Origin of the sequence: Curtobacterium sp. NPDC098951 (assembly GCF_044759965.1) — a bacterium.
Lineage (GTDB): Bacteria > Actinomycetota > Actinomycetes > Actinomycetales > Microbacteriaceae > Curtobacterium.
In genome coordinates, this window is record NZ_JBIWAG010000002.1 from 151,623 (window position 1) to 177,723 (window position 26,101).

Below are 26,101 nucleotides of genomic sequence, written 5' to 3' on the forward strand. Positions count from 1 at the left end.
GCAGTGATGTTTGCGAACTAAAGCGTTATAGTCAAGCCCGTGGCCAAGAACCGTCGCACGACGATCGCCGACATCGCCGCCCGGGCCGGCGTGTCCATCAGCGCGGTCTCGTTCGCGCTCAACGACCGACCCGGGGTGTCCGACGAGACCCGCAGACGGGTGCGTGCCGTCGCGCGCGAACTCGACTGGCAGCCGCACACCGCGGCGCGGGCACTCGGCGGGGCGAAGGCCGGCTCGATCGGCTTCGTGCTCAACCGGCCGGCCCGCACGCTCGGCACCGAGTCGTTCTTCGGCGACCTCATCTCCGGGATCCAGCTCGGGCTCGCCGGCAGCCACGTCGGGATGAACCTGCTCGTCGCGCGGGACGCGGCCGAGGAGCTGCAGACCTACCGCGACTGGTGGCGCGGGCACCGGGTCGACGGCGTGATCGTGATCGACCCGCGGCGGGACGACGACCGGCTCGCGCTGCTCGCCGAGCTCGGGATGCCCACCGTGGTCGTCGGGTCGCACCCCTCGTCGGAGCCCGCGGCGCCGACCGTCTGGATCGACGACTCGGACGCGACCGACACCGTGCTGCGGTACCTGCACGCGCTCGGGCACCGGCGGATCGCGCACGTCGCCGGACGACCCGAGTTCGAGCACACGGCGATGCGGATCGACCGCGTCCGGGCGTTCACCGCGGCCGAGGGGCTGGACGGCGCCGAGTCGATCCCCACCGACTACTCCGCCGACGCGGGGGCGCGTGCGACCCGGACCCTGCTCTCGCGGAGCGTCCGGCCCACCGCGATCGTGTACGACAACGACGTGCTCGCGGTCGCCGGACTGGGCGTGGCGAGCGAGATGGGCGTCCGCGTGCCGGCCGACGTGTCGATCGTGTCGTTCGACGACTCGGCGATGGTGCGGCTCGTGCGGCCGTCGATCACCTCGCTCACGCGCGACACGGTCGAGCTCGGGCAGCGGGCGGCGACGCTCCTCCGCGAGCAGATCGACGCGGGGACCCCGCTGCCGTCGCGACCGGGGCCCTCCCTGACGCTCAGCGTGCGCGAGTCCACCGGTCGCGCGCACGCCTGACACGTGCCGCGGGTCCGTCGACACGCCGATCCCGGGTCGTCGGCGCGCACGGACCACGCGGTCGACTTGACGTCCGTTCGAACACACGTTCGAATACTGTCGTGGGACGGCGTCGCGAGAACCGGTGGCAGCCCCCGGAACACCCGGAGGTCGAGCGTCCGCGCGCCTACTCCCTGTCCGACGACGCCCGCGGCCCGGACGTCTGCCACGCCGTCACCCCGGTGCCGGTGTGGGCGTGGATCCAGTTCCCGACGTTCCACGTCCGGGTGAAGGCCTTCGCGAAGAGCTGGACCCGTGACGCCGTGCTCGTCGAGTGGGCGCAGTTCGGGCAGCAGGCGGAGGCGTGGGTGTGGCGGTCCGCCGTGAAGCACCGCACCCTGCGGGCGGACACGCGCCGCAGCAGTCCGGAGAACGCACCGCATTGACTTCCCCCGACATGGCGAGGATCGTTTACGCAGTACCGGTTCAGCAAGTAACTCACTGATCGAGACATTCGATCCGAGTGCTGCATCTGGGAGGAGGCACCATGAAGAAGAGCGAGGTGCCGTCCTGGGTCGCCCACGTGCTCACCCCGCCCGAGGTCATCGCGGCCTACGTCGAACGGCGGGTCAACGACCCGTCGCTCCTGACGGGTGAGCACACGGAACCCACGTACGCGGACTTCCTCCGCGACGAGTAGGCGGGTCTTCCAGGAGGCGCGGATCGCGTTCCGTGGTCACGGAACGTGCGCCGCGCCTCCAGTCCGCCCACCGGGCCCGCCTCCGCGCGCGCGCCGCGCGGTCAGCGTGACCCCCACGCTCGCCGCGGTGACGCAGGCGAGGGCGACGACCTCGAGCGCCGCGAGCGCCTCGTGCAGGATCAGCAGGCCCGCGAGGGCCGCGATCGCCGGACCGAGACTCTGCAGCACGCCGAAGACGCGCGTCGGCATCCGCCGGAGCGCCAGCATCTCGAGCGCGTACGGCAGGACGCTCGAGAGCACGGCGACGCCGCCGAAGACGACGAGGAGCGCCGGCTCGCGGACGACCCCGTCGACGGCCGACCGCAGACCGAACGGCAGCGACACGAGCATCGCGACCACCATCGAGACCGCGAGGCCGTCCACGCCGGGGATCGCGGCGCCGACGTGCCGGTTCATGACGATGTAGCCCGCCCAGCACGCCGCGGCGAGGACGGCGAACACGACGCCGCCGACCGCGGTCACGGCCGCCGGACCGACCCCGAGCAGCACGACGCCGACGAGCGCCAGCACCGCCCAGAGGACGTCCCGCCAGCGCCGGGTGTGGGCGAGCGAGAGCGCCAGCGGGCCGAGGAACTCGATCGTCACCGCGACGCCGATCGGGATGCTCGCGAACGCGACGTAGATGAACACGTTCATGCCGCCGAGCGCCAGCCCGAGGCCGAGGGCGCCGAGCCACTGCTGCCGGGTCCAGTTCCGGACGCGCGGGCGCACCACGAGAGCGAGCACGACCGCGCCGATCACGAGCCGCAGCGTCGCCGCACCGACCGAGCCGACCTCGTCGAAGCGGGTCTTCGCGATCGCGGCGCCGAGCTGCACCGACACCATGGCGGCGAGGGCCAGGAGCGGCGCGGGCACCGTGCGGCGCGCGGGCCCGGTGCGGCGCGCTGGCTCGGTGCCGCCTGCGGGCTCGGCGCTGCCTGCGGGCTCGGTCACCCGAGGTACGCCAGCACGGCGAGGACCCGGCGGTGGTCCTCGCCCGTGTCCTCGAGCGCGAGCTTGCCGAAGATGCTCGAGACGTGCTTCTCGACCGCGCCGGTGCCGATCACGAGCGCGCGGGCGATCGCGGCGTTCGTGCGCCCCTCGGCCATCAGCCCGAGGACCTCACGCTCGCGCGGGGTCAGCGCGGCGAGCGGGTCGCGGCGCCGGCTCATGAGCTGCGTGACGACCTCGGGGTCGAGCACGGTGCCGCCGGCGGCGATGCGGCGGACGGCGTCGTCGATCTCCTCGAGCCGGGTGACCCGGTCCTTGAGCAGGTAGCCGATGCCGGTCGCCCCCGCGGCGAGGACGTCCTCGGCGTAGGTGGCCTCGACGTACTGGGACAGCAGGAGCACACCCGTGCGCGGTGCCCGGCGTCGGGTCTCGACGGCCGCGCGGACCCCCTCGTCCGTGAACGTCGGCGGCATCCGCACGTCCATCACGACGACGTCGGGGGCGTCGTCGGTGAGCGTCGCGAGGAACGAGTCGGCGTCAGCGTACTGGCCGACGACGTCGATGCCGGCTTCGTCGAGCACACGGGCGAGCCCCTCGCGCAGGAGGACGGCGTCGTCGACGACGACGGCCCGGATGCGTGCTGCATCCGGGCCGTCGCTCATGCCGACCAGCCTACCGGGAGCGCGGACGCTCCCCGTGGTGTCAGGCGCGCGCCGTCGGCACGCCGTTCAACGATCCGAGCGGGATCCGCGCCGTCGCCTCGGTCGGACCGCCCTCGGGGCTGGACACCGTCAGTTCGCCGTCGAGCGCACGCATGCGGCCCATCAGCCCCTCGATGCCGTGCCCTTCCTGCGGGCGGGCGCCACCGCGGCCGTCGTCGGTGACGCTGACCGTGAGGTACCAGAGGCCGGAGGCGTCGACCACGAGTCCGAGGTACACGCCCGCGGCTGCGGCCCCGGCGTGCTTGGTGGTGTTCGTCAGCAGCTCGCTCACCGTGAAGTAGACGTTGCGCTGGATCTCGGTCGCGAGTTCGAGCCCGTCGGGCAGGCGGACGTCGAGTCCGACCGGGATCGGGGTGCGGGCGACGAGGGCCTCGAGCGCGGCGACGAGGCCGCGGTCGAGCAGGATGGGCGGCGCGAACCCGCGGGACAGGGCGCGGAGTTCGTCGAGGGCGTCCTGGGCGTGCTCCGACGCCTCGCCGATGAGCTGCTTCGCCTTCACCGGGTCCTTGTCGAAGGCGCGCTCGGCGGCGGACAGGTCCATGCGCAGCCGGACGAGGCGCTGCTGCGGGCCGTCGTGCAGGTCGCGCTCGATCTGCCGGAGTGCCTGGCCCTCGGCGGTGACGGCGCCGGCACGCGACGCCTGGAGCCCGGCCACGCGACGCTCCAGCTGCTCGGCACGGAACCCGCCGAGCAGCCCGAAGTCGATCCAGAAGTGGGCGATGACCGAACCGCGGGCCCACAGCGGGAACAGCACGACCGAGGCGGCCATCGACAGGAGCCCGAGGAACCCGAAGCCGACGACGGAGGCCGTTTCCCACCCGAAGTACTGCGCGCTCACGCCGTTCACGAACGCGAATCCGGCGAGGCCGATCGGCCACACGAAGCCGGCGAGCAGCAGCGCCCCCGCGCCCACGGTGCAGAGCGCCGCGATCGGGTACACGACCGCCGCGTGCAGCAGGTACAGCCAGTAGTGCGGGTTGGCGACGGCCGAACCGGTGCGGGTCCACCAGTTCTGCTGCCACCTCGGCGTCCAGTCGACCGGCCGGATCGGACGGCTGTCGGCCCATCCGATGCGGAGCTTCTCGAACTGGCCGAGCCACCGCGCCACGAACAGCGCGATGAAGAACATCAGCAGGACGAACGGGTTGAAGAGGTCGCGGAAGCCCCCGCCGAAGATCGCCGCCGGGAACGCGGCGTAGAGCGTGCAGAGCAGCACCGCCGTGAGCGCCATGTACCCGAAGTCCCGCGGCAGCCGTTTCCACGCCTCGCGGTAGAACGCGCCGGCCGTCATGCCCGTGCCCGATCCCGATCCGCCGGACGTCGTCACGGGCGGCGGCGGGACCGCGGCGCCCTGCCCGCTCGGCGGCGGCGTCGACGACCAGCTCGGCGGCGTGGGGTTCGGCTGGGCGGGCATCGGTTCGGTGGCTCCCGGCGGGACGGAGTCGTGCAGTGGGACGGTCTCGGCCTGGTCGAGGCGGGCGGTGTCGGTCATGACACCCAGCCTCGCGATCACCGGGCCGATCCCCCATCCTGCCCTCTCCCGGACCCGGGGTGGGGTTATCCCCCGCCCGGGAGTACCGTGACGGCCATGGGGAACGACAACGGGGTACGGATCGTCTCGGCGACCGCGGTGGTCGGGGCACTCGTGTACGGGGTGCTCGGGCTCGGTGACACGGCGGTGCTGCAGGTGCCGTGGTGGCCGGTGGTGCGGCTCGGCGCGTCGGTGGTCGCCGGCGTGTGCGGGGTCGTCGTGCTCGTGGCCGCGCTCCGCGCACGGGACCGGCGAGCCGGGGCCTTCGGCGTCGCCGTGCTCGCGTTCGCCCTGGCCTGGTTCCTCCCCGGCGCGCTGGCCACCGCCCTGTACTGGGTCCCGCCGGCGGCACTCGTCGCGTTCGGCGTGCTGACCGTCCGCGGCCTGCGCGGGCCGCAGCGCACGGTCGGCTGGATCGTGACGATCGCGGCGGCGCTGTGGTTCGTCGCGTCCCTCCTGACGCAGACGGTGCCACCGCCGTCGACCGCGCAGGAGGTGCTCGTCGTGGTGTACGCGATCCCGGGCCTGCTGCAGGCGGTGGCGTTCCTCGCTGCGGCCGTCCTCGTCGCGGTGCCCCTCCTCCGTGTCGTCGGCCGGGGTGCCGGTGCGCTCTGGTCCTCCGCCGAGGTCCGCTGACCCGCACGCTCCACAGATCCTCCGCGGGCCCGGTGCCGCGGGGGTGCCCCGTGGCACGGTCGCTGCGTGACCGATGCACTCCGAGCACTCGTCGACGCCGTCGGCCTCGACGTCCGGTACGGCGACGAGGTCCTCGCCGACGACGACCGGTGGACGCTGGACCTGGGGGCGACCGACAGCCACGTCTGGGTCGCCTCGTCCGCCCGCACCGAGGTGTGGATCCGCCGTGACGACGACGTCGGCGTGGTGGTTCCGGGGACCGCGGCGCTCGTCGCACCCGGGGCGACGGTGACGATCGGCGCCGGTCCCGACCGCTCCGCACCGCCCTCGGCCTGCGACGACTGGCCCGCTCCGACCGGTGTGCACTGGGGCACCGCGACGTTCGGTCCGTTCGTGGACGAGGCGCTCGGGCTGGCGCCGTCCCTCCGCACCGAGCCGCTCGGTGCTCCGTGCACGGACGTCGTCCTCGCACTGGCGCACCTCCGGTCGCTGGTGGCCGGCAGGTGGCACGCGGCGCACCGTGATGCGCTCGCCCGGGTCGTCGTGATGAGCGTGGTCGAGGACAACCCGCCCGCGTTCCTCCGCGACGCCAGCCTCACCCGCTGCATCGACCGACTCCTCGACAGCGCCGGCCCCGTGCCGATCGACGACCTGCGACGCGGCACCGGTCTGTCCGCGAGCACCGTGCGGCGCCGGTTCCGCGCGACCACCGGCTGCTCGCCCGACGAGCTGTGGCGGTGGTTCCGGTCGCTGCCGGTCCGCGCGGCACTCGCCGCCGCCGACGCGGACCCCGCCGTCGTCGCGGCGCACGCCGGGTTCAGCACCACGGGCTCGATGCGGCGCTCGCTCCGGCGCGTCCGGGCTCCCGAGGTCCGTGTTCTGTCCGCGCTGTGACCGTCCTGGTTCGCGATTGCCGGGATCCGCGAACCGGAACGGTCACGCGCCGGACAGGAAACCTCGTCGCCCCCGCTCAGGCCTGGAGGGACCCCGCACGGTCGAGCGCCGCCGACGACGCGGACCCGGCCGTCGTCGCGGCGGACGCCGGGTTCAGCACCACCGGCTCGATGCGGCGCTCGCTCCGGCGTGTCCGCGCGCCCGAGGTCCGTGTTCTGTCCGCGCTGTGACCGTCCTGGTTCGCGATTGCCGGGATCCGCGAACCGGAACGGTCACGCGCCGGACAGGAAACCTCGTCGCCCGCGCTCAGGCTCGGAGGGACGCCGCACGCTCGGAGCGACGCGCAGCCTGCTCGACCGGATCGGGCACCGGCGCCGCCTGGATGAGCCGCCGCGTGTACGGGTCCTCCGGAGCGCGGAGGATCGCGTCGCGGCTCCCCTGTTCGGCGACCCGTCCGCCGTGGAGGACCACGACCCGGTCGCAGAGCGTGTCCACCACGGCGAGGTCGTGCGTCACGAACAGACACGCGAAGCCGAGGCGTTCCTGGAGCTCGCGGAAGACGTCGAGCACCCTCGCCTGCACGGAGACGTCGAGCGCGCTGGTCGGTTCGTCGGCGATGAGCAGGGCGGGGTCGAGTGCGACCGCGCGGGCGATCGCCACGCGTTGCCGTTGGCCACCGGACAGCTCGTGCGGGAAGCGCTCACGGAAGCCGCCGTCGAGCCCGACGTCGGCGAGCAGGCCCTCCACCCGCTGCTCGACGTCGGCCGCGGACAGGCGCAGGATCTGCCGGAGCGGCTCGGCGACGGTCTGGCCGACCGTGTACCGCGGGTTGAGGGAGCGCAGTGGGTTCTGGAAGACCACTCCGACACGACGACGCATCGCACGCCGGGAGGCGCGGCGTGCGCCCGCCACGTCCGTCCCCTCGACGAGGACCGCACCTCCCGTGATCGGCGCGAGGCCGATCGCGGCGCGTCCGATCGTGGTCTTGCCGCTGCCGGACTCGCCGACCAGCCCGACGATCTCCCCGCGCCCGACCGTGAACGACACGTCGTCGACCGCGCGGAACCGACCGCGGAGCGCACCGCCGTACTCGACCACGAGGTGCCGGACGTCGAGGACCGGTGCGGCGACGTCCGGGGCGGGGTCGACCCGCGCCTCCTGGACCGCGCCGGTGCCCATGCGCGGGACGGACGCGAGGAGTTCGCGCGTGTAGTCGGCGACCGGTGCGCCGAAGACGGCGCTCGCCGGACCGGTCTCGACGACGCTCCCGCGGCGCATCACGACGACGCGGTCGGCGATGTCCGCGACCACGCCCATGTCGTGCGTGATGAGCAGGATCGCGGTGCCGGTGCGCTCGCGCAGGCGGCGCAGGACGTCGAGGACCTCGGCCTGGACGGTCACGTCCAGTGCGGTCGTCGGCTCGTCGGCGATGAGGAGGTCGGGGTCCGCGGCGAGGGCCATCGCGATCATCACGCGCTGGCACTGGCCGCCGGAGAGCTCGTGCGGGTACTGGCCGAGTCGCCGCTCGGGGTCCGGGACCTCGACGGCGCGCAGCAGGTCGAGCGAGCGCGCACGGACGTCGGCGCGGTCGAGGCCGTACTCGGCACGACGGACCGCCTCGGCGAGCTGGAACCCGACGGTGAAGACGGGGTTCAGGGCCGCGGACGGGTCCTGGAAGATCATCGAGACGCGGCGGCCACGGACCTCGCGGAGGGTGCGTTCGTCGGCGTCGAGCACCTCGAGGTCCCCGAGCCGGATGCTGCCTGCGGCACGGGCACCGTCCGGGGCGATGCCCATCGCGGTCATCGCGGTCATGCTCTTGCCGGAGCCCGACTCGCCGACGACGGCGACGACCTCGCCTCGGCCGACCGTGAACGAGGCGTCGTCGACCGCTCGGACGACGACGCCGTCGACGTCGAAGGTCACGCTGAGGTGGTCGACGGTGAGGACGTCGTTCACGGGGTCTCCGATCGGTCCGGGTGGTCGCGGGCGGCCTTGAACGCTTCCCACTCCTCGAGCATCTTGCGGTGGTACCCCTGCAGCCACTGCATGTAGTCGCGCCCGTTCAGCAGGCGCTCGCGGACCTCGGCGTCGACGTCGCCGGGGCCCGTCCGGCCAGCCGCCTCGACGACGGCGAGTCCGCGCCCGATGACGTCGCGCTCGCGGTCGAGGTACTTGCGCTCGCTCGCGAGCCACGAGCCCCACACGTCGGCCTCGGCACGGAAGTAGTGGCTGCGTTCGCCGGGCACCGTGTGCCGCTTGACGAACCCGGAGTCGACGAGTCGTCGGGTGGCCATCGAGACGGAACCCGAGCTGGCGCCGAGCGCCGCCTGCAGGTCGGCGGACGACGAGTGCGGCGCGCGCGTCACCATGAGGTAGCCGAGGACCCGCGCATCGGTCAGGGGCATGCCCGCGGCGTCGTTGAGCATGAGGGCGAACTCCTCGACGAAGGCCTGGCGCTCGGGTTCGAGCACGACGTCGTCGACGGTGTCGGACGGGGCTCCTGCGCCGGAGCCGCCCCGGGTCTCGTCGCTCACGGCGCCAGTCCCGCCGCGACCTCGGGCCGTTCGGACGGGATCGCCCACGGCTCCTGGCTCATGCCACCGCCCCCACGGATCGAGCGCACGGTGCCGTCGGCGTCACGCTCGAAGGTGATGTCCTCGTCGATCGACCCGAAGCGGTTGCCGTGGGTCATCCGGAGCGTGTCCGCGTCGACGACCTCGAGGCGCGTCGGCGTGTCGAGGGGTTCGGGGCTCGAGGGGTCGACCTCGACGAGCCGGTCGCCGATCCGCGCGACGTCCGTGACACCCCACGGGTTCGCGAAGCGTCCGGTGTACGCGGTCGTGTCGACGTCGTCCGGCACCGGCGTGCCGGGGGCGTCGTCGTCGGCCGCCGCGTCGAGCATCGCGATGATCGCCGTGGCGATGAGGGTCGCGGGACCGGCGGCGGCGCTCGTCAGCACCGAGACGACGAGACCCGACGCGGGGTCGAACATCGACTGCGTGATCTGCCCGGGGAAGCCACCCGAGTGGCCGCGGATCTCGCGTCCGCCGATCCGGTCGACGATGAACCCGGCGCCGTAGCCGCGCGCGGCGGGGTCGTCGGTCGCGCTCCAGGCCTTCCGCTGCGCGAGGCGCTTCGAGTGGTCGTCGAGCAGCGTGCCCTGGCCGATGACGTGCTCCGAGAAGTACCGCACGAGGTCGGAGGCAGTGCCGTGGAAGCCGGTCGCCGCGGCCATCGCGCGGGTGTCGACGTGGTCGATCCGACGCCGCTGGCGGGCGACGTGGAAGCCGGTGTAGCCGACCACGAAGTCGTCGGCGCGCGTCGGGTCCCAGTCGGGTCCGGTGTTCCGCAGGCCGAGGGGTTCGGTGATCGACTCGCGGACGAAGTCGTTGTACGACCGTCCGGAGACCCGGGCGATGACGAGGCCGAGCAGCGAGTAGCCGAGGTTCGAGTAGTTGAACGACGACCCGGTCGGGACCTTCTGCCCGCGGTCGAGGACGAGGTCGAGGAGTTCCTGCTCGTCGGGGAACGGACGCGCGAGCGACCAGTAGTCGCCGTCGTGCCCGTCGCGGATGACGCCGGCGCCCATCTCCATGAGCTCCCGGATCGTGGCGTCGGCGAGGGGCGACCCGCCCGCGACGAGCGCCGGGACGTGGGTCCCGACGGTGTCGTCGAGCCGGAGCGCGCCGCGCTCGGCGAGCTGCAGGAGCGCGGTCGCGGTGAAGGTCTTCGAGTGCGACGCGATGCGGAAGAGGTCGGTGGTGGTGAGGCGGCGGCCGGCCTCGACGTCCGCGTAGCCCCAGGCCTCGTCGAACAGGACCTCGCCGGCGTACCCGATCGCGACCTGCACCCCGGGGACCCGGAGCTGCCACACCTTGTACGACACCCACTCGTGGATGTACGGCAGCGTCTTCCGGTAGGCGGCGAGGGTGTCGGTCACGGTGGTCCTTTCGAGAACGGGTGTGGGTCGAGTCTGACGGATCAGCGCCGTCGTGGGTCGAGTGCGGCGCGCAGCGTGTCCCCGAGCGCGATGACGGAGAGCACCGTCACGGCGAGGAACACGGCGGGCGCGATGAGCATGTGCGGTGCCCGGAGGAACTGGCTCGTCGCGGCGGACAGCTGCAGGCCCCAGGAGATCGCCGGGCTCTCCAACCCGATGCCGAGGTAGGTCAGCGACGACTCCGACACGATCACCCCGCCCACCGTGATGGTCGCGAGCACGAGCAGCGGGGAGATCGACGACGGCAGGACGTACCGGGTCGTGATCCGCCACGTCGAGAGCCCCATCGTGCGGGCGGCGAGGACGAACTCGGCGTTCCGGACGCTCCGGACGCTCGACCGCACGAGCCGTGCCATGGTCGGCCAGCCGAACAGGGCCAGGACGAGCGACACCGTGAGCACCGACCGCTCCCCCACGCTGTTCAGGACCACGACGGCTCCGAGCAGGAACGGGAAGCCGAGGAACACGTCGGTGAGCCGCGCCAGCACGGCGTCCACCCAGCCGCCGACCATGCCCGCGACGGTCCCGACGACCACCGCGACGACGCCGGCGAGCACCGTCGTGAGGACGGCCACCGCGATCGAGGACCGCGTGCCGTAGACGACGTTGGCGTAGACGTCGCACCCCTGCAGGTCGAACCCGAATGGGTGGCCGCCGGTCGGCGACGCGCCGCTGCGACCGAGGTCGCACGCGCGAGGGTCGCCGTGGCCGAAGAGGCCGGCGAAGGCCCCGGGGAAGACGGCGACGAGCACGACGACGGCGAGCACCCCGGCGGGGAGCCAGAACCCGGGACGGCGGACCGCGGCGCGCAGCGGTCGACGCTTGGTGACGACGGACGGCGGGACGGTGGCGCCGATGGCGGAGGTGGTCATGCGGAGGCTCCTGCCCGGACGCGCGGATCGAGTGCGGCGTGCAGGAGGTCGACGAGCACGCTGGTGACGAGGAACACGAGGATGAGGGCCGTGGAGATGCCGACGACGACCGCTCCCTCGTGCGACCGGATCCCCTGGAACAGCAGGTTGCCGACGCCCGGCAGGTTGAAGATGCCCTCGACGATGACCGTCCCGCCCATCAGGTAGCCGAGGTCGGTGGCGAGGTACGTGGCCGTCGGGATGAGCGAGTTGCGCATGACGTGCACGCCGACGATCCGCCCCGGGGTGAGCCCCTTGGCGCGGGCGGTCCGCACGAAGTCGGCGTCCAGCGTCTCGATCATCGACGTCCGGGTCAGGCGGGACACCGCGGCGAGCCCGAACAGCGCGATCACGAACGCCGGCAGGACGTAGGCGGTCGGCCAGCCGGCCGTCGCGCCGGCCACCGGGAACCAGTGCAACCGCACCGAGAACACCAGTTGCAGGGCGACGCCGAGCACGAAGACCGGGACGGCGCCGACGACGATCGTGCCGACCAGGACGGTCTTGTCGAGCACGGTGCCGCGTCGGAGGGCCGAGACGACCCCGAGCCCGATGCCGAGGACGATCTCGATCGCCCACGCGGTGAGGGCGAGCGTGATCGTGACCGGCCAGCGCGAGGCCATCTGCGCGCCGACCGACTGGCCGCTGAAGTCCGTGCCGAAGTCGCCGCGGAAGAGGCCGGCGAGGTACTGCAGGTACTGCAGCCAGAGCGGCTGGTCGAGGTGGTACTCCGCGCGGAGCGCCCGCACCACGGCGTCGCTGAGCGGCCGGTCGCCGCCGAGCGCCTTGATCGGGTCGCCGGGCAGCGCGAAGGTCATCGCGTAGATGAGGAACGTCACCCCGAGGAACACGACGACCAGGCCGCCGAGTCGGCGACCGACGGTGATCGCCGGGCGCATCACGCGCCTCCCGTCGTGGTGGTGGCGAGGGACGGACGGGAGGCGCGGGTCGGGTCCGCCACGTGGCTCGCGCAGGCGAGGATCGCCCCGAACTGCACGCCCACCAGCCTGCTGATCGCGATCGGTTCCGAGCCGGTCGCCTCGTCGGCCTGCCAGCTCGCGTAGCGCTCGGCGAGGCGGTCGCGGAGCCGCCGCACCGCCGCGGGTGCGGTCCCGGCGGTCGTCTCGGACTCGAGCGCGCGGAGCAGCATCCCGCCGTAGCGCAGCCGGAAGCAGCGGACGAGGTCCTCGCAGCCGAACCGTTCGGCGACGGTGGCGACGCGGGCGGCGGGCTCGCGGTCGGCCCGGGCACGGTCGGTGTCGACCATCCCGGCGATCATCGGGACGAACGCGCGGGACCCCTCGAGGAAGGGCGTCTCGATGGTGAGCATCGGCGACGCCGCGTCGAGGATCTCCTGGAGCTCCCGCCCCGACGCGTCGAGCTCGTCCGCACAGCGACGGAGGAGCTCGGCGTACGGCTCCGTCGTCGGCGTCTGGTCGTCGGCGTCCGGATGGCTCCAGTAGGGCAGTTCGGCGACGACGCAGAGCGCGCCGTGCCGCATCGCCCACGCGGCGCTCGACGCACCGTGGATGTGCTCGCCCGGGTCGACGCCGAGGCCCTCGAGGTAGTCGTACGCGGCCTCGACGCCGTCCATCGCGAACACCGCCGGCGCGAGTTCGCGGAGGTACGGCGACTCCGGTTCGCCGGTGTCGAGTGGGAGTCCGAGTGCCCGGGGCACGGCGTGCAGGGTGTCGATCACGTCCGGGAGGTCCTCGGACAGGTAGTAGTAGACCCCGCCCATCTCGCCGTTGTGCAGGGAGACGAGGAGCTCCGGCCGGACGTCGTCGATGAGTCGCATGAACGCGAGCGTCTCCGGCAGCACCTGGTCGAAGTACACCGACCCGTGGCTGTTCGGGAACGTCCACTCCACCTGGCTGTCCGGCGCGGGGCGGTAGAAGTGCCGTGCGTACCGGACCCGGTCGAACGGGTCGTCGAACCACGCCTCGTTCAGCCGCATGCCGTCCGGGTCGATCGTCGGCACGATGTGCCAGGTCGTGTCCAGCGCCTCGGCCGTCACCGCGTCGGTGACCATCGTCTCGGCGAGGTGCAGCGCCGTCCACGACCCGATCGGTTCGTTCGGGTGCACGCCGCCGACGACGACGGCGGCGTGCGACCCGGATCCGATGCGGTAGCTGTGGAGCGGCTCACCGAGCCGACTCGTCCCGATCCGGGTGACCGTGACCTGGTCCGGGTGCGCCGCGGCGAGCGCGTCGAACCGGGCGTGCAGGTCGTCGACGAGCGGGAAGCCGTCGTGGTCGGGGACCGAGGTGGCGAGGCGGAGGATGGTGCGCTGGTCCATGCGGTGGTGCCGGTCCCTACTTGACGGTGATCGCGGGGACGACCGGGCTGCCGTCGACGGCGGGCAACGAGGCGATCTTGTCGCTCACGACGTACGAGTACTTGTCGAAGAAGGTCGGGACGACCGGGAAGTCCTCCAGCACCGCCTTCTGCGTCTGGGCGTAGTACTCGTTCGCCTCGGCCTGCGACCCGGCGGAGTCCGCCTTCGCGAGGAGCTGGTCGACCTCGTCCGACTGGTAGTACCCGGTGCACGGGGCGCAGCCGCCGGCCTTCGTGAAGAGGGCGCGGAGCGTGTTCTGCTGGCTGGCGTAGAGCGCGCCCCAGTGCCCGAAGTGCGGTCCTGCGACCTTCTTGTCGGTCAGCTCCGAGTAGTACGACGCCCAGTCGGTGGTGGCCTTCGCGACGGTGTCGACGCCGAGGTTCTGCCGGATCTGGTTCGCGTACGCCTGGTAGAGGGAGTCGAGGCCGTTGCCGCCCGGGTAGACGAGCGTGATGGTGCCGTCGAACCCGCCGGCCTTCGCCAGGAGCGCCTTGGCCTTCGAGGGGGAGAACTCGCACGCTTCGCCGCAGATGCCCTCCTGCGTGCCGGACATGTTCGGCGGGGTGAGCGCGGTGGCCGGTTCGTACAGGCCGCCGTAGATCGCCTTGTTGACCTGCTCGCGGTTGATCGACATCGAGATCGCACGGCGGACGTCGGGGTCCGAGTACCGCTCGTCCCAGAGCGGGAAGCCGAGGTAGTCGATGCCCGGTGCGTCGAAGGAGTGCAGCCGGTCGCCGAAGTCCGCGCCGGCGCTCGTCATCTTGTCGGCGGGCAGGAACAGCACGTCGGCGTTCCCGGCGAGCACGTCGGTGTACGCGGTGTTCATGTCCGAGTAGCTCTTGAAGGTGACGTCCTTCGTCTTCGCCTTCGTGCCCTCGAAGCCCTTCCACGCGGTGACGGTGAACGGCTGGTTCGCCTTCCACGCCTCGGTCATCTCGTACGGGCCGTTGCCGATCGGCTTCGCGTCGTAGGCCTTGAGGTCCTCGTAGGCGGCCTCGGGCATCGGGTAGAAGGCGGTCTGCGCCTGGCTGAGCTGGAGCGGGAACTGGCTGTCCGCGTGGTCGAGCGTGACGGTGAAGGTGTCCTTCCCGGTCACCTTGAGTCCCGACATCTCCTGGGTCTTGGGAGTGCCGGACGCCGGGTTCAGGTCGTCGTACCCGACGATCGCGGCGAGCTCGCCGCTGTTCTCCCACGCGTTCGGGCCGTACGCGGTGTGGTTCCACGCCTTGACGTAGCTCTCGGGCGTGACCTCCTCGCCGTTCTGGAACGTCCAGCCGTCGCGGAGCGTGATCGTCCACGTGGTGTTGTCGCTCGAGGTGACGCTCTTCGCGGCGACGTCGTGCAGCTTCCCCTTCGAGTCGGTCTCGGTGAGCGGGGCGAACAGGCTGAGCACCTGCGTGAACGCCACCGTCTGGCGACCGGGGGTGAGGTGGTCGGGCTCGCCGGTGGCGTAGACGAGGCTGCCCCCGGCTCCGGCCTGGTCGTCGGCGTTCCCGGTGGCCGAACAGCCCGTGGCCACCAGCGCCACCGTGGCCGCGGCGGCCAGCGCGGCGATCGTCCTGCGTCGCATGTCTGCTCCTCGAGTCCCAGCGCTCCCGGGTCCGGCCCGGTCGTCGTTGACCGAGAAGCTAGGCCCGGTAGAAACCCGAACACAAGACTTCTTTCAGTGATCTCTGAAAGCTTTACTGTTCTGAAACACACCGGAAACGGCGGCGCTCGCGTCGCCCCCGTCCGGTGTGGAACGCTGGCGTGCATGCGACACACCCCGCACTTCCTGATGACCGACGTCGACGAGGTGCGGCGCCTCATCGGGGAGCACCCGTGGGCGACGATCGTCTCCCACACCGACGCCGCTCTGGTCGCGTCGCACTACCCGTTCCTCCTCGAGACGCCGGCACCGGGCGACGACCCCGACGGCCTCGTGCTCGTGTCGCACGTCGGACGCCCGGACGAGGTGGCCCACGAACTCGGACGACACGAGGTGCTCGTGGTGTTCCAGGGTCCGCACGGCTACGTCTCCCCCGCCTGGTACCCGCCGGAGCAGTTCGTGCCGACCTGGAACCACGTGACCGCGCACTGCTGGGGCACGCCGGAGATCCTGTCCGACGACGAGAACTTCCGCGTCCTCGGCGAGCTCGTCGACCACTTCGAGCGGGTGATGCCGGAGCCCGTGTCGCTCGAGGTCGACGAGGAGACGGCACGCCGGATGGCGAAGGGCACCGTCGGGATCCGCATCCGGGTCACCCGGTTCGACGCCCGCGCGAAGCTGTCGCAGAACAAGGCGCCCGAGGTCGTGGACCGGATCGTCGAGGGCCTCCGTTCGGACGGTCCCTACGCCTCGCCGGCGCTCGCCGACGAGATGGCCCGGGCACACGCGGCACGCGCGGCGACCCAGGAGGCGCGATGAGCGAGGTCTTGCTCCGCACCGTCCGACGGGTGGGCACGTCCGGTGCCCCGTCCGACGTCCGCATCGTCGACGGTCGGGTCACCGCCGTCGCACCGGCCGGCACGCTCGAGGCCACCGACGCCGACACCGACGTCGTCGAGGCCGCCGGCGCGTGGCTCGGCCCCGGGCTCGTCGACCACCACGTGCACTTCGACCAGTGGGCCCTCGTCCGCCGCCGCGTCGACGTGTCCACCGCGGACTCCGCCGAGGCGACGGCGGACCTCCTGCGCGCGGTGGCCCGCACCGGTGTGGCGGACCGTGTCCTGATCGGCCACGGCTACCGCGACGGGATGTGGCCTCGCCCCGCGCGACGCGAGATGCTCGACCGGGTCGACCCGCGCCTCCCGGTCGTCGTCATCAGCGGCGACCTGCACGCGGTCTGGTGCAACGCCGCGGCGCTGGAGCACTTCTCCGGCGTCCTCGGACGCCCGCTCTCCACCGGCGACGACGGCGTGCTGCGCGAGCAGGACGCGTTCGACGTGACCGGTGCGCTCTCGCGGGTGCCGGACGAGGTGCTCGACGGCTTCGTCGCCGACGCCGTCGACGCGGCCGCCGCCCGCGGGGTGACGCGGGTGCGGGACCTCGAGATGGTGTTCGGACTGGACCGCTGGACCCGGCGTGTGCAGGCCGGCACCGACGGCCTCCGCGTCGACTCGGGGGTCTACCCGAACGACCTCGACGCCGCCGTCGCGCGCGGACTCCGGACCGGTGACGTCGTCCCGGGCACTCGGGGACTGGTGCGGATGGGGCCGTTCAAGGTCATCACCGACGGGTCGCTCGGCACGCGGACCGCGGCGATGACGTCGGGCGGGGGCGTGCTGGCGTACGCGTTCGAGGACCTCGTCGAGATGGTCCGCCGGGCCGTCGACGCCGGACTCGTGCCCGCCGTCCACGCGATCGGCGACCGGGCGAACACGCTGGCCCTCGACGTCTTCGAGACCGTCGGCGCCCGCGGCACCATCGAACACGCCCAGCTGCTCGCCGACACCGACGTCGAACGGTTCGCCCGACTCGGGGTGGCCGCGTCCGTGCAGCCGGAGCACGCGATGGACGACCGCGACCTCGCCGACCGGTACTGGGCCGGGATGACCGACCGGGCGTTCCCGTTCGCCTCCCTCGACCGTGCCGGAGCGACGCTGTTGCTCGGGTCCGATGCGCCGGTGGCGCCGCTCGACCCGTGGGTGTCGATGGCCGCGGCCGTCGGACGCGACCGGGGCGGCCGTGAACCGTGGCACCCGGCTGAGCGGCTCGCCGTGCTGACCGCCTGGCGCGGGTCGACCGAGGGCGGTCGGGTCGGCGTCGCCGTCGGTGACGTCGCGGACCTCGTCCTGCTCGAGGCGGACCCGCTCGCCGCGACCGGGTCGGGACCGCTCCGACGGGCGCGAGTCCTCGGGGCCGCGATCGCCGGGCGGTTCACCCACCGCGAGGTCTGACCGGCGCTACTTCTGGTCCTTCGGGCACCAGTAGAGCTTCCGGCCGGCCATGTCGGCCACCCGGATCTCGGTGCCGCAGACCCGGCACGGCTGCCCCTCGCGGTGGTAGACCCAGTGCCGGTCCTTCCGCGACCGGACGGCCTTCGCGTGGTCGCTCTTCGACAGGCCGTCCATCGTGAGCATGAGGCCGTCGCGGACGCCGTCGTGCAGGAGCTTCGACCAGTCGTGCCAGAGCGCCTTGGCCTGCTTCACCGTGATCTTCTTGCCGGGCTTGTACGGGTCGATGCGCTGCCGGAACAGCAGCTCGGCGCGGTAGATGTTGCCGATGCCGCTCACGACGGCCTGGTCCATGAGCAGCTGCCCGATCGCGACGTTCCGCTTCCGGACGTTCTCGACGAAGGTCTTCTCGGCCTCGGGCCCGTCGTCGTTGATCGGGTCGGGACCGAGCTTGTCGAGGGCCTTCTGCACGCCGGCGGGGTCCTCGACGACGCACGCCGTCGGGCCGCGCAGGTCCGCGACGGTGTCCTCGGTGAGGATCCGGACGCGCACCTGTCCGACCGGGTCCGGCGGGAAGGCCTCGATCGGGTCCTCCGCCTTCTCCTGCTCGGCCATCCGGTAGCGGGCGAGCCGGGGCGCGCCGATCGACGACAGCGACTCCTCGCCGTCGCCGTCCTCGGACAGCGCCTCGGCCGACGAGATCACGCCCGCGAAGTCCCACGCGCCGTAGAGGCCGAGGTGCACGCGCAGGAACCGGTCGCCCTCGAACTCGAGGAACATCTGCTTGCCGACCGCCCGGGCGGCGACCATGCGCGTGCCGTCGAGCTGGGCGGCGCCGGCGGCGAACCGACCCTGCGGGCTGGACACCTCGCAGCGTTTGCCGACGAAGTGCCGGGAGAACTGGTTGGCGATGCGGTGGACGGAGTGACCCTCGGGCATGGGACCTGTCTACTCGGCCGAGCCGTCGATCTGCTTGCCGGCGATGTGCCCCGTCGTCTCGTACTCCGCGAGCTGCGCGATGCGACGGGCGTGGCGCTCCTCGCCGGAGAACGGCTCGGCGATGAACAGGTCGACGAAGCGGATCGCCTCGTCCTCGGTGTGCTGGCGAGCGCCGATCGAGATGACGTTCGCGTCGTTGTGCTGGCGCGCGAGGAGGGCGGTCGACTCGTTCCACACGAGCGCGGCACGGACGCCCTCGACCTTGTTCGCGGCGATCTGCTCGCCGTTGCCGGAGCCGCCGAACACCACGCCGAGCGCCTGGACGCCGGCGCGCTGGTCCTCGACCACGGCGTGCGCGGCGTTGATGCAGAACGAGGGGTAGTCGTCGAGCGCGTCGTACTCGGTCGGACCGTGGTCCACCACGTCGTGCCCGGCCTCGGTCAGGTGGGTGGCGAGGGTCTTGTTGAACTCGAGGCCGGCGTGGTCCGTTCCGAGGTGGATGCGCATGGCATCGATCCTATTCCTGCGCCTACTGCCCCCGGACCACGACGACGACGTACCGGGTGGGCTCCTCGCCCGGGTTCCGGTACACGACGTCGGCGGGCTCGCCGAGCTCGATGCGGTCCCCCGCCGCGAGCCGCGTCGGCTCACCGCCGACGACGAGTTCGAGCACGCCGTCGACCACCCAGATGCAGTGGCGCAAGAACGCGTAGGCGGACGCCGGGTAGGCCACTTCGCGGCCGGCCGGGAGGCGCACCTCGGTCACGTCCGCGGGGAAGGCCGCACTCGAGACCGGACGGCGGCGGTACCCGGTGTCGGGATCGGTCCAGGACTCGGCGGTCGCGCCGCGTTGGATGCCGCGTGCGTCGTCGGGATCGGTCGCCCTGGGCACCTCGTGCTCGAGGGCCTCGTCGAGGAGCTGCGAGACCGTGAGGCCGAACGCCCCGGAGAGCCGGCCGAGGATCGTCGCGGTGGGGCTGGACACCCCGCGCTCGACGCGGTTGATCATCGCGCGGGAGACACCGGACTCCTCGGCGAGCTCGGTGAGGCTCCACTTCCGTTCGGTGCGGAGCCGCTGCAGGCGCTCGCCGAGGGCACGCTGTTCGTCTGCGCCCGCGTCGTCGGCGGCGGTTGCGTCATCGACGATCGGTTCGTCTACGATGTGAGACATGACGACAGCATATGCGACGAACGGGGTCGTGGTCCGCGACTGTACCCCGGCCGACCTCGACGTCGTGCACGCCCTGCACGTCGACGCCGTGCTGCACTCCACCGCCATCTGGCAGGAGGAACCGCACCCGCGCGCGTACTTCGACGGCTGGCTCGCCGAGCGCCGTGGTGCCGGGCTCCCCGTGCTCGTCGCCGAGGTGGACGGTGTCGTCGCCGGCTACGCGAGCTACAGCGGGTTCCGGCCGCACGCGGGCTACCGGCACACGGTCGAGCACAGCGTCTACGTGGTCGAGGCGTTCCGCGGGCGGGGTGTCGCGACGGTGCTCATGGGCGCTCTTGTCGACCGTGCACGAGCCGACGGCCACCACGTCATGATGGCGGGCATCTGCTCGTCGAACACGGGGTCGATCGCGTTGCACGAACGGCTCGGGTTCGCGACCGTTGGCGTGCTGCCCGAGGTCGGACGCAAGTTCGACCGCTGGCTGGACCTGACGCTCATGCGCCTGCCCCTCGCCTGACGGAACGGACGAGACGGTGGCGAGCCGCGCCTCCCGTCAGTCGGTGGTGTCGAAGATCGGGCCGACCGTGCGCGAGCGCTTGAGCTCGAAGAAGCCGGGGTACTTGGCCACGGCGACGACGCCGTCCCACAGGTCGAGCGCCTCCTGGCCCGTGGGTGCCGGGGAGATGACCGGTCCGAAGAAGGCGGTGCCCTCGACGGCGATGACGGGCGTCCCGACGTCCTGGCCGACCCGGTCGATGCCGTCCTGGTGGCTGGCGCGGACGGCCTGGTCGACCTCGTCCGTCCAGGCGTCCTCGAGCAGGTCGGCGTCGAGCCCGAGTTCCGCGAGCACCGCCGGCACGACCTGCTCCGGGTCCTGTTCCTGGCGGTGGTGGATGTGCTCGCCGAGCGCGTCGTAGAGCGGCTTGACGATCTCCTGGCCGAGGCGGAGCCGTGCCGCGGTCACGATGCGGGGGTAGACCTGCCCCGCGGTGAGGCGCTCGCGGTAGGTGTCCGGGACGTCCTGGTGCTCGTTGAGGACGAACAGGCTCATCACGTTCCAGGTCACGTCGAGGTCGCGGTGCCGGGCGACCTCGCCGACCCAGCGGCTCGTCATCCAGGCCCAGGGGCAGTTCGGGTCGAACCAGAACTCCACAGCGGTGCGGTCGGCGGTCGTCTTGTCCACAGTCGTGTCGGTCACGGATGCGAGCGTACGCGCGCTCGCTAGGCTGGAGGCGACCGTCCCGCCGGTGCACGACGCCGTGCCGGGACTCCCCTCCACACGGACAAGGACCGTCCGTGTGCAACCGCGAAGATGGAGCGTCCGTGCCCGGAGAGAACCTCACCCGAATCGAAGCCCAGGAACGTGCCGCGATCGTCGACGTGCAGACGTACGACGTCGAGCTCGACCTGACCCGCGGCGCCGAGACCTTCGGCAGCACCACCCACGTGCGCTTCACCGCGACCGCCGGTGCGTCCACGTTCATCGACGCGATCACGAAGACCGTGCACTCCGTCACCCTGAACGGCACCGCGCTCGACGTCGCCGCGGTGAACGACGGCGTCCGCATCCAGCTCGACGACCTGCAGGAGCAGAACGAGCTCGTGGTCGTCAGCGACGCGCTGTACACGAACACGGGCGAGGGCCTGCACCGCTTCGTCGACCCCGTCGACGACGAGGTCTACCTGTACTCCCAGTTCGAGGTGCCGGACTCGCGGCGCATGTTCGCCGTGTTCGAGCAGCCCGACCTCAAGGCCGAGTTCACCTTCACCGTGACGGCGCCGTCCCGGTGGCAGGTCGTGTCGAACTCCCCCACGCCCGAGCCGCACGTCGACGGTGACATCGCCACGTGGGCCTTCCCGCCCACCGCGACCATCTCGAGCTACATCACGGCGCTCATCGCCGGCCCGTACGAGGTCGTCCGCGACGAACTGACGAGCAGCGACGGCCGCACCATCCCGCTCGGCGTCTTCGCGCGGAAGTCGCTCGCCGAGTACCTCGACCCCGAGTACGTCTTCGAGACCACGAAGAAGGGCTTCGCCTACTACGAGGAGAAGTTCGACGTCCCGTACCCGTTCGAGAAGTACGACCAGCTCTTCGTCCCGGAGTTCAACGCCGGCGCGATGGAGAACGCGGGCGCGGTCACGTTCACCGAGACCTACGTCTTCCGCTCGAAGGTGACCGACGCCATCAAGGAGCGCCGGGTCGTCACGATCCTGCACGAGCTCGCGCACATGTGGTTCGGCGACCTGGTCACCATGAAGTGGTGGAACGACCTCTGGCTGAACGAGTCGTTCGCCGAGTGGGCCTCCACGATCGCCACGGCCGAGGCCACCGAGTGGACCGAGGCGTGGACGACGTTCCAGGCGATGGAGAAGTCCTGGGCCTACCGCCAGGACCAGCTCCCCTCGACGCACCCGATCGTCGCGACGATCAACGACCTCGAGGACGTCCAGGTCAACTTCGACGGCATCACGTACGCCAAGGGCGGCTCCGTCCTGAAGCAGCTCGTGGCGTGGGTCGGCATCGACGCGTTCTTCGCGGGCGTCTCGGCGTACTTCAAGAAGCACCACCACGGCAACACCGAGCTGCGCGACCTGCTCGTCGAGCTCGAGGCCACCAGCGGCCGCGAGCTGTCCGAGTGGTCGAAGCTGTGGCTCGAGACCGCCGGCGTGAACACGCTCCGCCCCGAGATCGAGGTCGACGAGTCCGGCGCGATCACGTCGTTCGCCGTCCTGCAGGAAGCGCCGGCCGACCACCCGACGCTCCGCCCGCACCGCCTCGCCATCGGCGTGTACGCCTTCACCGAGCACACCGACGCCCCGTTCGGCGCCGACACGGCGTCCTCCGGCGGCAAGCTCGATCGCACGCACCGCGTCGAGATCGACGTCGACGGCGCCCGCACGGAGGTGCCCGAGCTCGTCGGCGTGCAGCGCGGCGACCTCGTCCTGCTCAACGACGACGACCTCGCCTACGCGAAGATCCGCCTCGACGAACACTCGCGCCGGACCGCCATCGAGCACCTCGCCTCGATCGCGAACCCGCTCGCCCGCTCCATCGTCTGGGGGGCGATGTGGGACGCCACGCGCGACGCCGAGTCCCCCGCGAGCGACTACGTCCGCCTGGTCCTCGGCAACATCGCCACCGAGACCGAGTCGACGACCATCCGCACGACGCTGTCGCAGCTCCTCCTGACGACGCGCAACTACGTCGCGCCGGCGAAGGTGGACGCCACGGTCCGCACCGTGGGCGACACGCTCTGGAACCTCGCGTCGAGCGCCGAGGCCGGTTCGGACGCGCAGTTCCAGTTCGTGAAGTTCTTCGCGCAGATCGCGTCGACGCCCGAGCACGTGGCGACGCTCGCCGGGCTGCGCGACGGCTCGGTCACGCTGAGCGGTCTCGAGATCGACACCGACCTGCGCTGGGAGCTGCTCGAGGGCCTCGTGCTCGCCGGTGTTGCCTCCGGTGCCGAGATCGACGCCGAGCTCGCGGCCGACAAGACCGCGTCGGGCGAACAGGCCGCCGCGCGTGCCCGTGCGACCATCCCGACGGCCGAGGGCAAGCTCGCGGCGTTCTCGTCGCTCGTGGACTCGGCCGAGCTGCCGAACGCGATCGTGCGCCAGACCACGGTCGGGTTCCAGCACGTGAACAGCCCGGTCGTGCTCGAGGGGCTCGTCCCGAAGTACTTCGACGTGCTCACGCGCATCTGGGCCGAGCGCAGCTACCACATGGCCGACACCATCGTCTCGGGGCTCTACCCGGCGCCGCTCGCGTCGGCCGAACTCCGGGACGCGGCGGTCGCGTGGCTCGAGGCGCACCCCGAGACGCCGGCGCTCCGTCGCATCGTGTCCGAGAGCGTCGCCGGGACCGAGCGCGCCCTGCGGGTCCAGGCAGCGGACGCCTGAGCAGCGGATGAGGATCGGCGGGGTCCTGGCGTTCCCCAGGGGATGCCAGGGCCCCGCCCTCTAGCATCGACCGGATCATGACCTTGGTTGCAGTTCCCTCCCCGACCCCGTCCGGCGCGGCAGAGGCCGTCTCGCAGTCGTTCGGCGAGTTCGTCGACACGTGGCACATCCCGATCACGATCGTCATCACGATCCTCGCCGCTCTCGTCCTGCGGCTGATCCTCCGGCACTCCATCAAGGGGATCGTCGACCGTGTCGTGACCGGTGTGAAGAAGCGCCAGGGCGCGACGGACACCCAGGCACTCATCGCCTCACCGATCCAGACCGCCCGGGTCGTCCAGCGCACGCGCACGCTCGGCAGCGTGCTCGAGAACCTCGCGACGGTGATCGTCGTCGTGCTCGCGCTCGTGGTGATCATCCCGCTGGTCATCCCGAACGCCGCGGTCGGCATCGTCGGTGGCGCCTCGCTCGTCGCGGCCGGGCTCGCGGTCGGCGCGCAGAGCATCGTGCGCGACCTGCTCTCCGGCATCTTCATGATCCTCGAGGACCAGGCGGGCGTCGGCGACGTCGTCGACACGGGCCAGGCGACCGGCGTCGTCGAGAACGTCGGGCTGCGGGTCATGCAGATCCGTGACGTGAACGGGATCCTCTGGTTCGTGCCGAACGGGCAGATCCTGCGCGTCGGGAACCTCTCGCAGGGCTGGTCGCGGGTGCTCGTCGACATCACCGTCCCGTACGACACCGACATCGACGCCGTGCAGGACGCCCTCCTCAAGGCGGCGGTCACGATGTCGCAGGAGCCCCGGTGGCGCCAGCGCATCGTCGAGAAGCCGGAGATCTGGGGCATGCAGTCGATCACCGACGCCGGCATGGTGTTCCGCCTCGTCGTGAAGACCCGGGCGTCCGAGCTCGACGTCGTCGGCCGCGAGCTCCGGGTCCGACTGAAGCACGCCGTCGACGAGCTCGGCGTGACCCTGCCCGCCATGGCGATGATCATGCCCGCCGGGTGGGAGAACGCCACCTCGATCAACGGCCTCCGCACCGTCCGCACCCAGCCCACACCGGCACCGACGAAGCCGCGGCGCAGCCGGAACCTCCTCGGTCAGCCGATCCGGACCGACGACCCCGACTCCGGGAAGGACCCCCGATGACCGACCCCACCCCGCCCGCCCAGCCGATCACGCTGCGGGTCGGCCAGCACGGCGCCTCGGCCACGGGTTCGCTCTACGAGCGCATCGGCGGCGCACCCGCCTTCGACCGCCTCGTCCGCCGCTTCTACGAGGGCGTGCAACAGGACGACGTCATCTGGCCGATGTACCCGGCCGACGACCTCGAGGGCGCGATCTGGCGCCTCTCGACGTTCCTGCAGCAGTACTGGGGCGGCCCCGGCACGTACAGCGCCGAACGCGGTCACCCCCGGCTGCGGATGCGCCACCAGCCGTTCCGGATCACGCCGGAGGCGCGTGAGCGATGGCTCCACCACATGCGCGACGCGGTCGAGTCGCTCGGCCTCGCACCCCTCGACGAGGCCGAGCTGTGGGCGTACCTCGACCGCGCGGCGCACGCGATGACGAACACCTTCGACTGACGTCAGCGGACGCCCGAGCCGTCGGCGAGGTCCTGCACGAGGGTGGGCCGGGTCGGGTTCCACCCGAACACGGTGCGCGCGTGTGCGCCGGAGGCCTCCTGGTGGAGCAGCAGCGCATCGGCGAAGTCGGCGCCGAGGCGCTCGCGGCTGGCGTCGACGCTCTCGGCGACGACCGGCGAGCCGTGTGCGCCCGCCTCCGCGATCTCGCGGACCGTCGGGTTGTCGCCGGTGGCCGCGACGACGTAGCCGTCCTGCTCGCCGCGGTGGAGCGCGAGGACGTAGAGCTCGCCGAGGTCGTCGACGTGCACCGTCGTCCACCGCTGGGAACCGTCGCCGACGAGCCGGACCTCGTGATCGCTGTCGCCGACGAACATCGCGGGGATGCCGGCTCCGCGGCCGTACACGATGCCAGGGGCGATGATCGTCGTGCGGACCGCACTGGCCCGCACCGTGGCCTCGTTCGGCACCCGCCACGCGGTGAGCGCGGGCGGCGACACCGGTGACTGCTCGGAGATGTCGGTGGAGTTCCCGAACGTGAAGATCCCGCCGGTGTGCACGAACGGCTTCGGAGTGCCGTCGAGCGCTGCGAGCACCGTCCGGATGAAGTCCGGGTCGATGCGCTCGGCCGAGGCGGTGTGCACCACGGCGTCCGCCTCGTGGGCGAGGCTCCGGACGACGTCGGTGTCGGTGACGTCACCGACGAGGGCATTGCCGCCGGCGTCGCGGACGGCCTGCGCCTTCTCGTCGGTGCGGACGAGGGCGGTGACCTCGTGCCCGTCGGCGACGAGTGCGCGGAGGACCGAGGAACCGATGTAGCCGGACGCGCCGGTGAGGAAGACGTGCATGGCG

General features: G+C 72.0%; 26 protein-coding genes. 11 read left to right on the plus strand and 15 right to left on the minus strand.

Annotation, left to right across the window (positions count from 1 at the left end):
- Positions 1-39 precede the first annotated feature (39 nt).
- From ACIQUC_RS05420 to ACIQUC_RS05430, 3 genes are all read left to right on the plus strand, one after another.
- Complete coding sequence (locus tag ACIQUC_RS05420) at positions 40-1,071, plus strand: LacI family DNA-binding transcriptional regulator (RefSeq protein ID WP_402264147.1); 1,032 nt, start codon at positions 40-42, stop codon at positions 1,069-1,071.
- Between the two features lie 101 nt (positions 1,072-1,172).
- Positions 1,173-1,496: a hypothetical protein gene (locus tag ACIQUC_RS05425; RefSeq protein WP_402264150.1), complete on the plus strand. Its 324-nt coding sequence runs from the start codon at positions 1,173-1,175 to the stop codon at positions 1,494-1,496.
- 101 nt (positions 1,497-1,597) lie between these two features.
- Positions 1,598-1,750: a hypothetical protein gene (locus ACIQUC_RS05430; RefSeq protein ID WP_402264153.1), complete on the plus strand. Its 153-nt coding sequence runs from the start codon at positions 1,598-1,600 to the stop codon at positions 1,748-1,750.
- Between the two features lie 36 nt (positions 1,751-1,786).
- Here the strand turns inward: ACIQUC_RS05430 and ACIQUC_RS05435 are convergent, their stop codons facing one another.
- The 3 genes from ACIQUC_RS05435 to ACIQUC_RS05445 are packed head-to-tail and all read right to left on the minus strand — an operon-like array spanning position 1,787 to position 4,954.
- Positions 1,787-2,743, minus strand: coding sequence for an EamA family transporter (locus tag ACIQUC_RS05435; RefSeq protein ID WP_402264155.1), 957 nt, complete (start codon positions 2,741-2,743; stop codon positions 1,787-1,789).
- The gene (locus ACIQUC_RS05440; protein ID WP_022907474.1) at positions 2,740-3,402 is read right to left on the minus strand and encodes a response regulator transcription factor; all 663 of its coding nucleotides are present in this window, start codon (positions 3,400-3,402) and stop codon (positions 2,740-2,742) included. The genes ACIQUC_RS05435 and ACIQUC_RS05440 overlap by 4 nt, the downstream gene beginning before the upstream one ends.
- A 40-nt stretch (positions 3,403-3,442) precedes the next feature.
- Complete coding sequence (locus tag ACIQUC_RS05445) at positions 3,443-4,954, minus strand: sensor histidine kinase (protein WP_402264158.1); 1,512 nt, start codon at positions 4,952-4,954, stop codon at positions 3,443-3,445.
- A 96-nt stretch (positions 4,955-5,050) separates the two neighbouring features.
- On the opposite strand from ACIQUC_RS05445, the gene ACIQUC_RS05450 reads away from it, so the two are divergent.
- Both ACIQUC_RS05450 and ACIQUC_RS05455 read left to right on the plus strand, forming a co-directional pair.
- Positions 5,051-5,629: a hypothetical protein gene (locus ACIQUC_RS05450; protein WP_402264161.1), complete on the plus strand. Its 579-nt coding sequence runs from the start codon at positions 5,051-5,053 to the stop codon at positions 5,627-5,629.
- A gap of 66 nt (positions 5,630-5,695) precedes the next feature.
- Entirely contained in the window at positions 5,696-6,523 is an 828-nt protein-coding gene (locus ACIQUC_RS05455; protein ID WP_402264164.1) for a helix-turn-helix domain-containing protein, read from the plus strand.
- Positions 6,524-6,829: 306 nt separating this feature from the next.
- On the opposite strand, the gene ACIQUC_RS05460 is transcribed toward ACIQUC_RS05455, so the two are convergent.
- From ACIQUC_RS05460 to ACIQUC_RS05490, 7 genes are read right to left on the minus strand one after another with little or no spacing between them, the layout of a single operon-like run.
- Positions 6,830-8,482, minus strand: a complete 1,653-nt coding sequence (locus tag ACIQUC_RS05460; RefSeq protein WP_402264167.1) for a dipeptide ABC transporter ATP-binding protein — start codon at positions 8,480-8,482, stop codon at positions 6,830-6,832.
- Complete coding sequence (locus tag ACIQUC_RS05465; RefSeq protein ID WP_402264170.1) at positions 8,479-9,060, minus strand: GbsR/MarR family transcriptional regulator; 582 nt, start codon at positions 9,058-9,060, stop codon at positions 8,479-8,481. Before ACIQUC_RS05465 ends, ACIQUC_RS05460 begins: the two co-directional genes overlap by 4 nt.
- Positions 9,057-10,466 (minus strand): serine hydrolase, encoded by a 1,410-nt coding sequence (locus tag ACIQUC_RS05470; RefSeq protein WP_402264173.1) that lies wholly within the window; start codon positions 10,464-10,466, stop codon positions 9,057-9,059. The genes ACIQUC_RS05465 and ACIQUC_RS05470 overlap by 4 nt, the downstream gene beginning before the upstream one ends.
- Before the next feature lie 41 nt (positions 10,467-10,507).
- A complete protein-coding gene (locus tag ACIQUC_RS05475; RefSeq protein WP_022907467.1) occupies positions 10,508-11,398 on the minus strand; it encodes an ABC transporter permease in 891 nt (296 codons plus the stop codon).
- Positions 11,395-12,336, minus strand: a complete 942-nt coding sequence (locus ACIQUC_RS05480; protein WP_402265669.1) for an ABC transporter permease — start codon at positions 12,334-12,336, stop codon at positions 11,395-11,397. Before ACIQUC_RS05480 ends, ACIQUC_RS05475 begins: the two co-directional genes overlap by 4 nt.
- Positions 12,336-13,736: a M14 family zinc carboxypeptidase gene (locus tag ACIQUC_RS05485; RefSeq protein WP_402264175.1), complete on the minus strand. Its 1,401-nt coding sequence runs from the start codon at positions 13,734-13,736 to the stop codon at positions 12,336-12,338. The genes ACIQUC_RS05480 and ACIQUC_RS05485 overlap by 1 nt, the downstream gene beginning before the upstream one ends.
- A 16-nt stretch (positions 13,737-13,752) precedes the next feature.
- Entirely contained in the window at positions 13,753-15,345 is a 1,593-nt protein-coding gene (locus ACIQUC_RS05490; RefSeq protein WP_402264178.1) for an ABC transporter substrate-binding protein, read from the minus strand.
- Positions 15,346-15,528: 183 nt separating this feature from the next.
- Here ACIQUC_RS05490 and ACIQUC_RS05495 point away from each other — a divergent pair, with 183 nt between their 5' ends.
- Together ACIQUC_RS05495 and ACIQUC_RS05500 are read left to right on the plus strand one after the other, a co-directional pair.
- Complete coding sequence (locus ACIQUC_RS05495; protein ID WP_402264180.1) at positions 15,529-16,182, plus strand: FMN-binding negative transcriptional regulator; 654 nt, start codon at positions 15,529-15,531, stop codon at positions 16,180-16,182.
- A complete protein-coding gene (locus ACIQUC_RS05500; protein WP_402264183.1) occupies positions 16,179-17,654 on the plus strand; it encodes an amidohydrolase in 1,476 nt (491 codons plus the stop codon). Before ACIQUC_RS05495 ends, ACIQUC_RS05500 begins: the two co-directional genes overlap by 4 nt.
- A 6-nt stretch (positions 17,655-17,660) precedes the next feature.
- Here ACIQUC_RS05500 and ACIQUC_RS05505 read toward each other — a convergent pair whose 3' ends face one another.
- From ACIQUC_RS05505 to ACIQUC_RS05515, 3 genes are read right to left on the minus strand one after another with little or no spacing between them, the layout of a single operon-like run.
- Positions 17,661-18,590, minus strand: a complete 930-nt coding sequence (locus tag ACIQUC_RS05505; protein ID WP_402264186.1) for an Fpg/Nei family DNA glycosylase — start codon at positions 18,588-18,590, stop codon at positions 17,661-17,663.
- A 9-nt stretch (positions 18,591-18,599) separates the two neighbouring features.
- A complete protein-coding gene (locus ACIQUC_RS05510; RefSeq protein WP_022907460.1) occupies positions 18,600-19,097 on the minus strand; it encodes a ribose-5-phosphate isomerase in 498 nt (165 codons plus the stop codon).
- 22 nt (positions 19,098-19,119) lie between these two features.
- Positions 19,120-19,761 (minus strand): helix-turn-helix domain-containing protein, encoded by a 642-nt coding sequence (locus ACIQUC_RS05515; RefSeq protein ID WP_402264189.1) that lies wholly within the window; start codon positions 19,759-19,761, stop codon positions 19,120-19,122.
- Here ACIQUC_RS05515 and ACIQUC_RS05520 point away from each other — a divergent pair.
- Positions 19,760-20,278, plus strand: a complete 519-nt coding sequence (locus ACIQUC_RS05520) for a GNAT family N-acetyltransferase (RefSeq protein WP_402264192.1) — start codon at positions 19,760-19,762, stop codon at positions 20,276-20,278. The genes ACIQUC_RS05515 and ACIQUC_RS05520 overlap by 2 nt on opposite strands.
- A 36-nt stretch (positions 20,279-20,314) precedes the next feature.
- Here ACIQUC_RS05520 and ACIQUC_RS05525 read toward each other — a convergent pair whose 3' ends face one another.
- Positions 20,315-20,959, minus strand: coding sequence for a DsbA family protein (locus tag ACIQUC_RS05525; protein ID WP_402264194.1), 645 nt, complete (start codon positions 20,957-20,959; stop codon positions 20,315-20,317).
- 125 nt (positions 20,960-21,084) lie between these two features.
- On the opposite strand from ACIQUC_RS05525, the gene pepN reads away from it, so the two are divergent.
- The 3 genes from pepN (at position 21,085) to ACIQUC_RS05540 (ending at position 25,252) form a co-directional block, all read left to right on the plus strand.
- Positions 21,085-23,664 carry an aminopeptidase N gene (gene pepN, locus ACIQUC_RS05530; protein ID WP_402264197.1) on the plus strand — a complete coding sequence of 860 codons (2,580 nt, stop codon included), beginning with the start codon at positions 21,085-21,087 and terminating at the stop codon, positions 23,662-23,664.
- Between the two features lie 77 nt (positions 23,665-23,741).
- Positions 23,742-24,815, plus strand: a complete 1,074-nt coding sequence (locus ACIQUC_RS05535; protein WP_022907454.1) for a mechanosensitive ion channel family protein — start codon at positions 23,742-23,744, stop codon at positions 24,813-24,815.
- A complete protein-coding gene (locus ACIQUC_RS05540; RefSeq protein ID WP_022907453.1) occupies positions 24,812-25,252 on the plus strand; it encodes a globin in 441 nt (146 codons plus the stop codon). The genes ACIQUC_RS05535 and ACIQUC_RS05540 overlap by 4 nt, the downstream gene beginning before the upstream one ends.
- Positions 25,253-25,254: 2 nt before the next feature.
- Here the strand turns inward: ACIQUC_RS05540 and ACIQUC_RS05545 are convergent, their stop codons facing one another.
- Positions 25,255-26,097: an NAD(P)H-binding protein gene (locus ACIQUC_RS05545; RefSeq protein ID WP_402264200.1), complete on the minus strand. Its 843-nt coding sequence runs from the start codon at positions 26,095-26,097 to the stop codon at positions 25,255-25,257.
- Positions 26,098-26,101 lie beyond the last annotated feature (4 nt).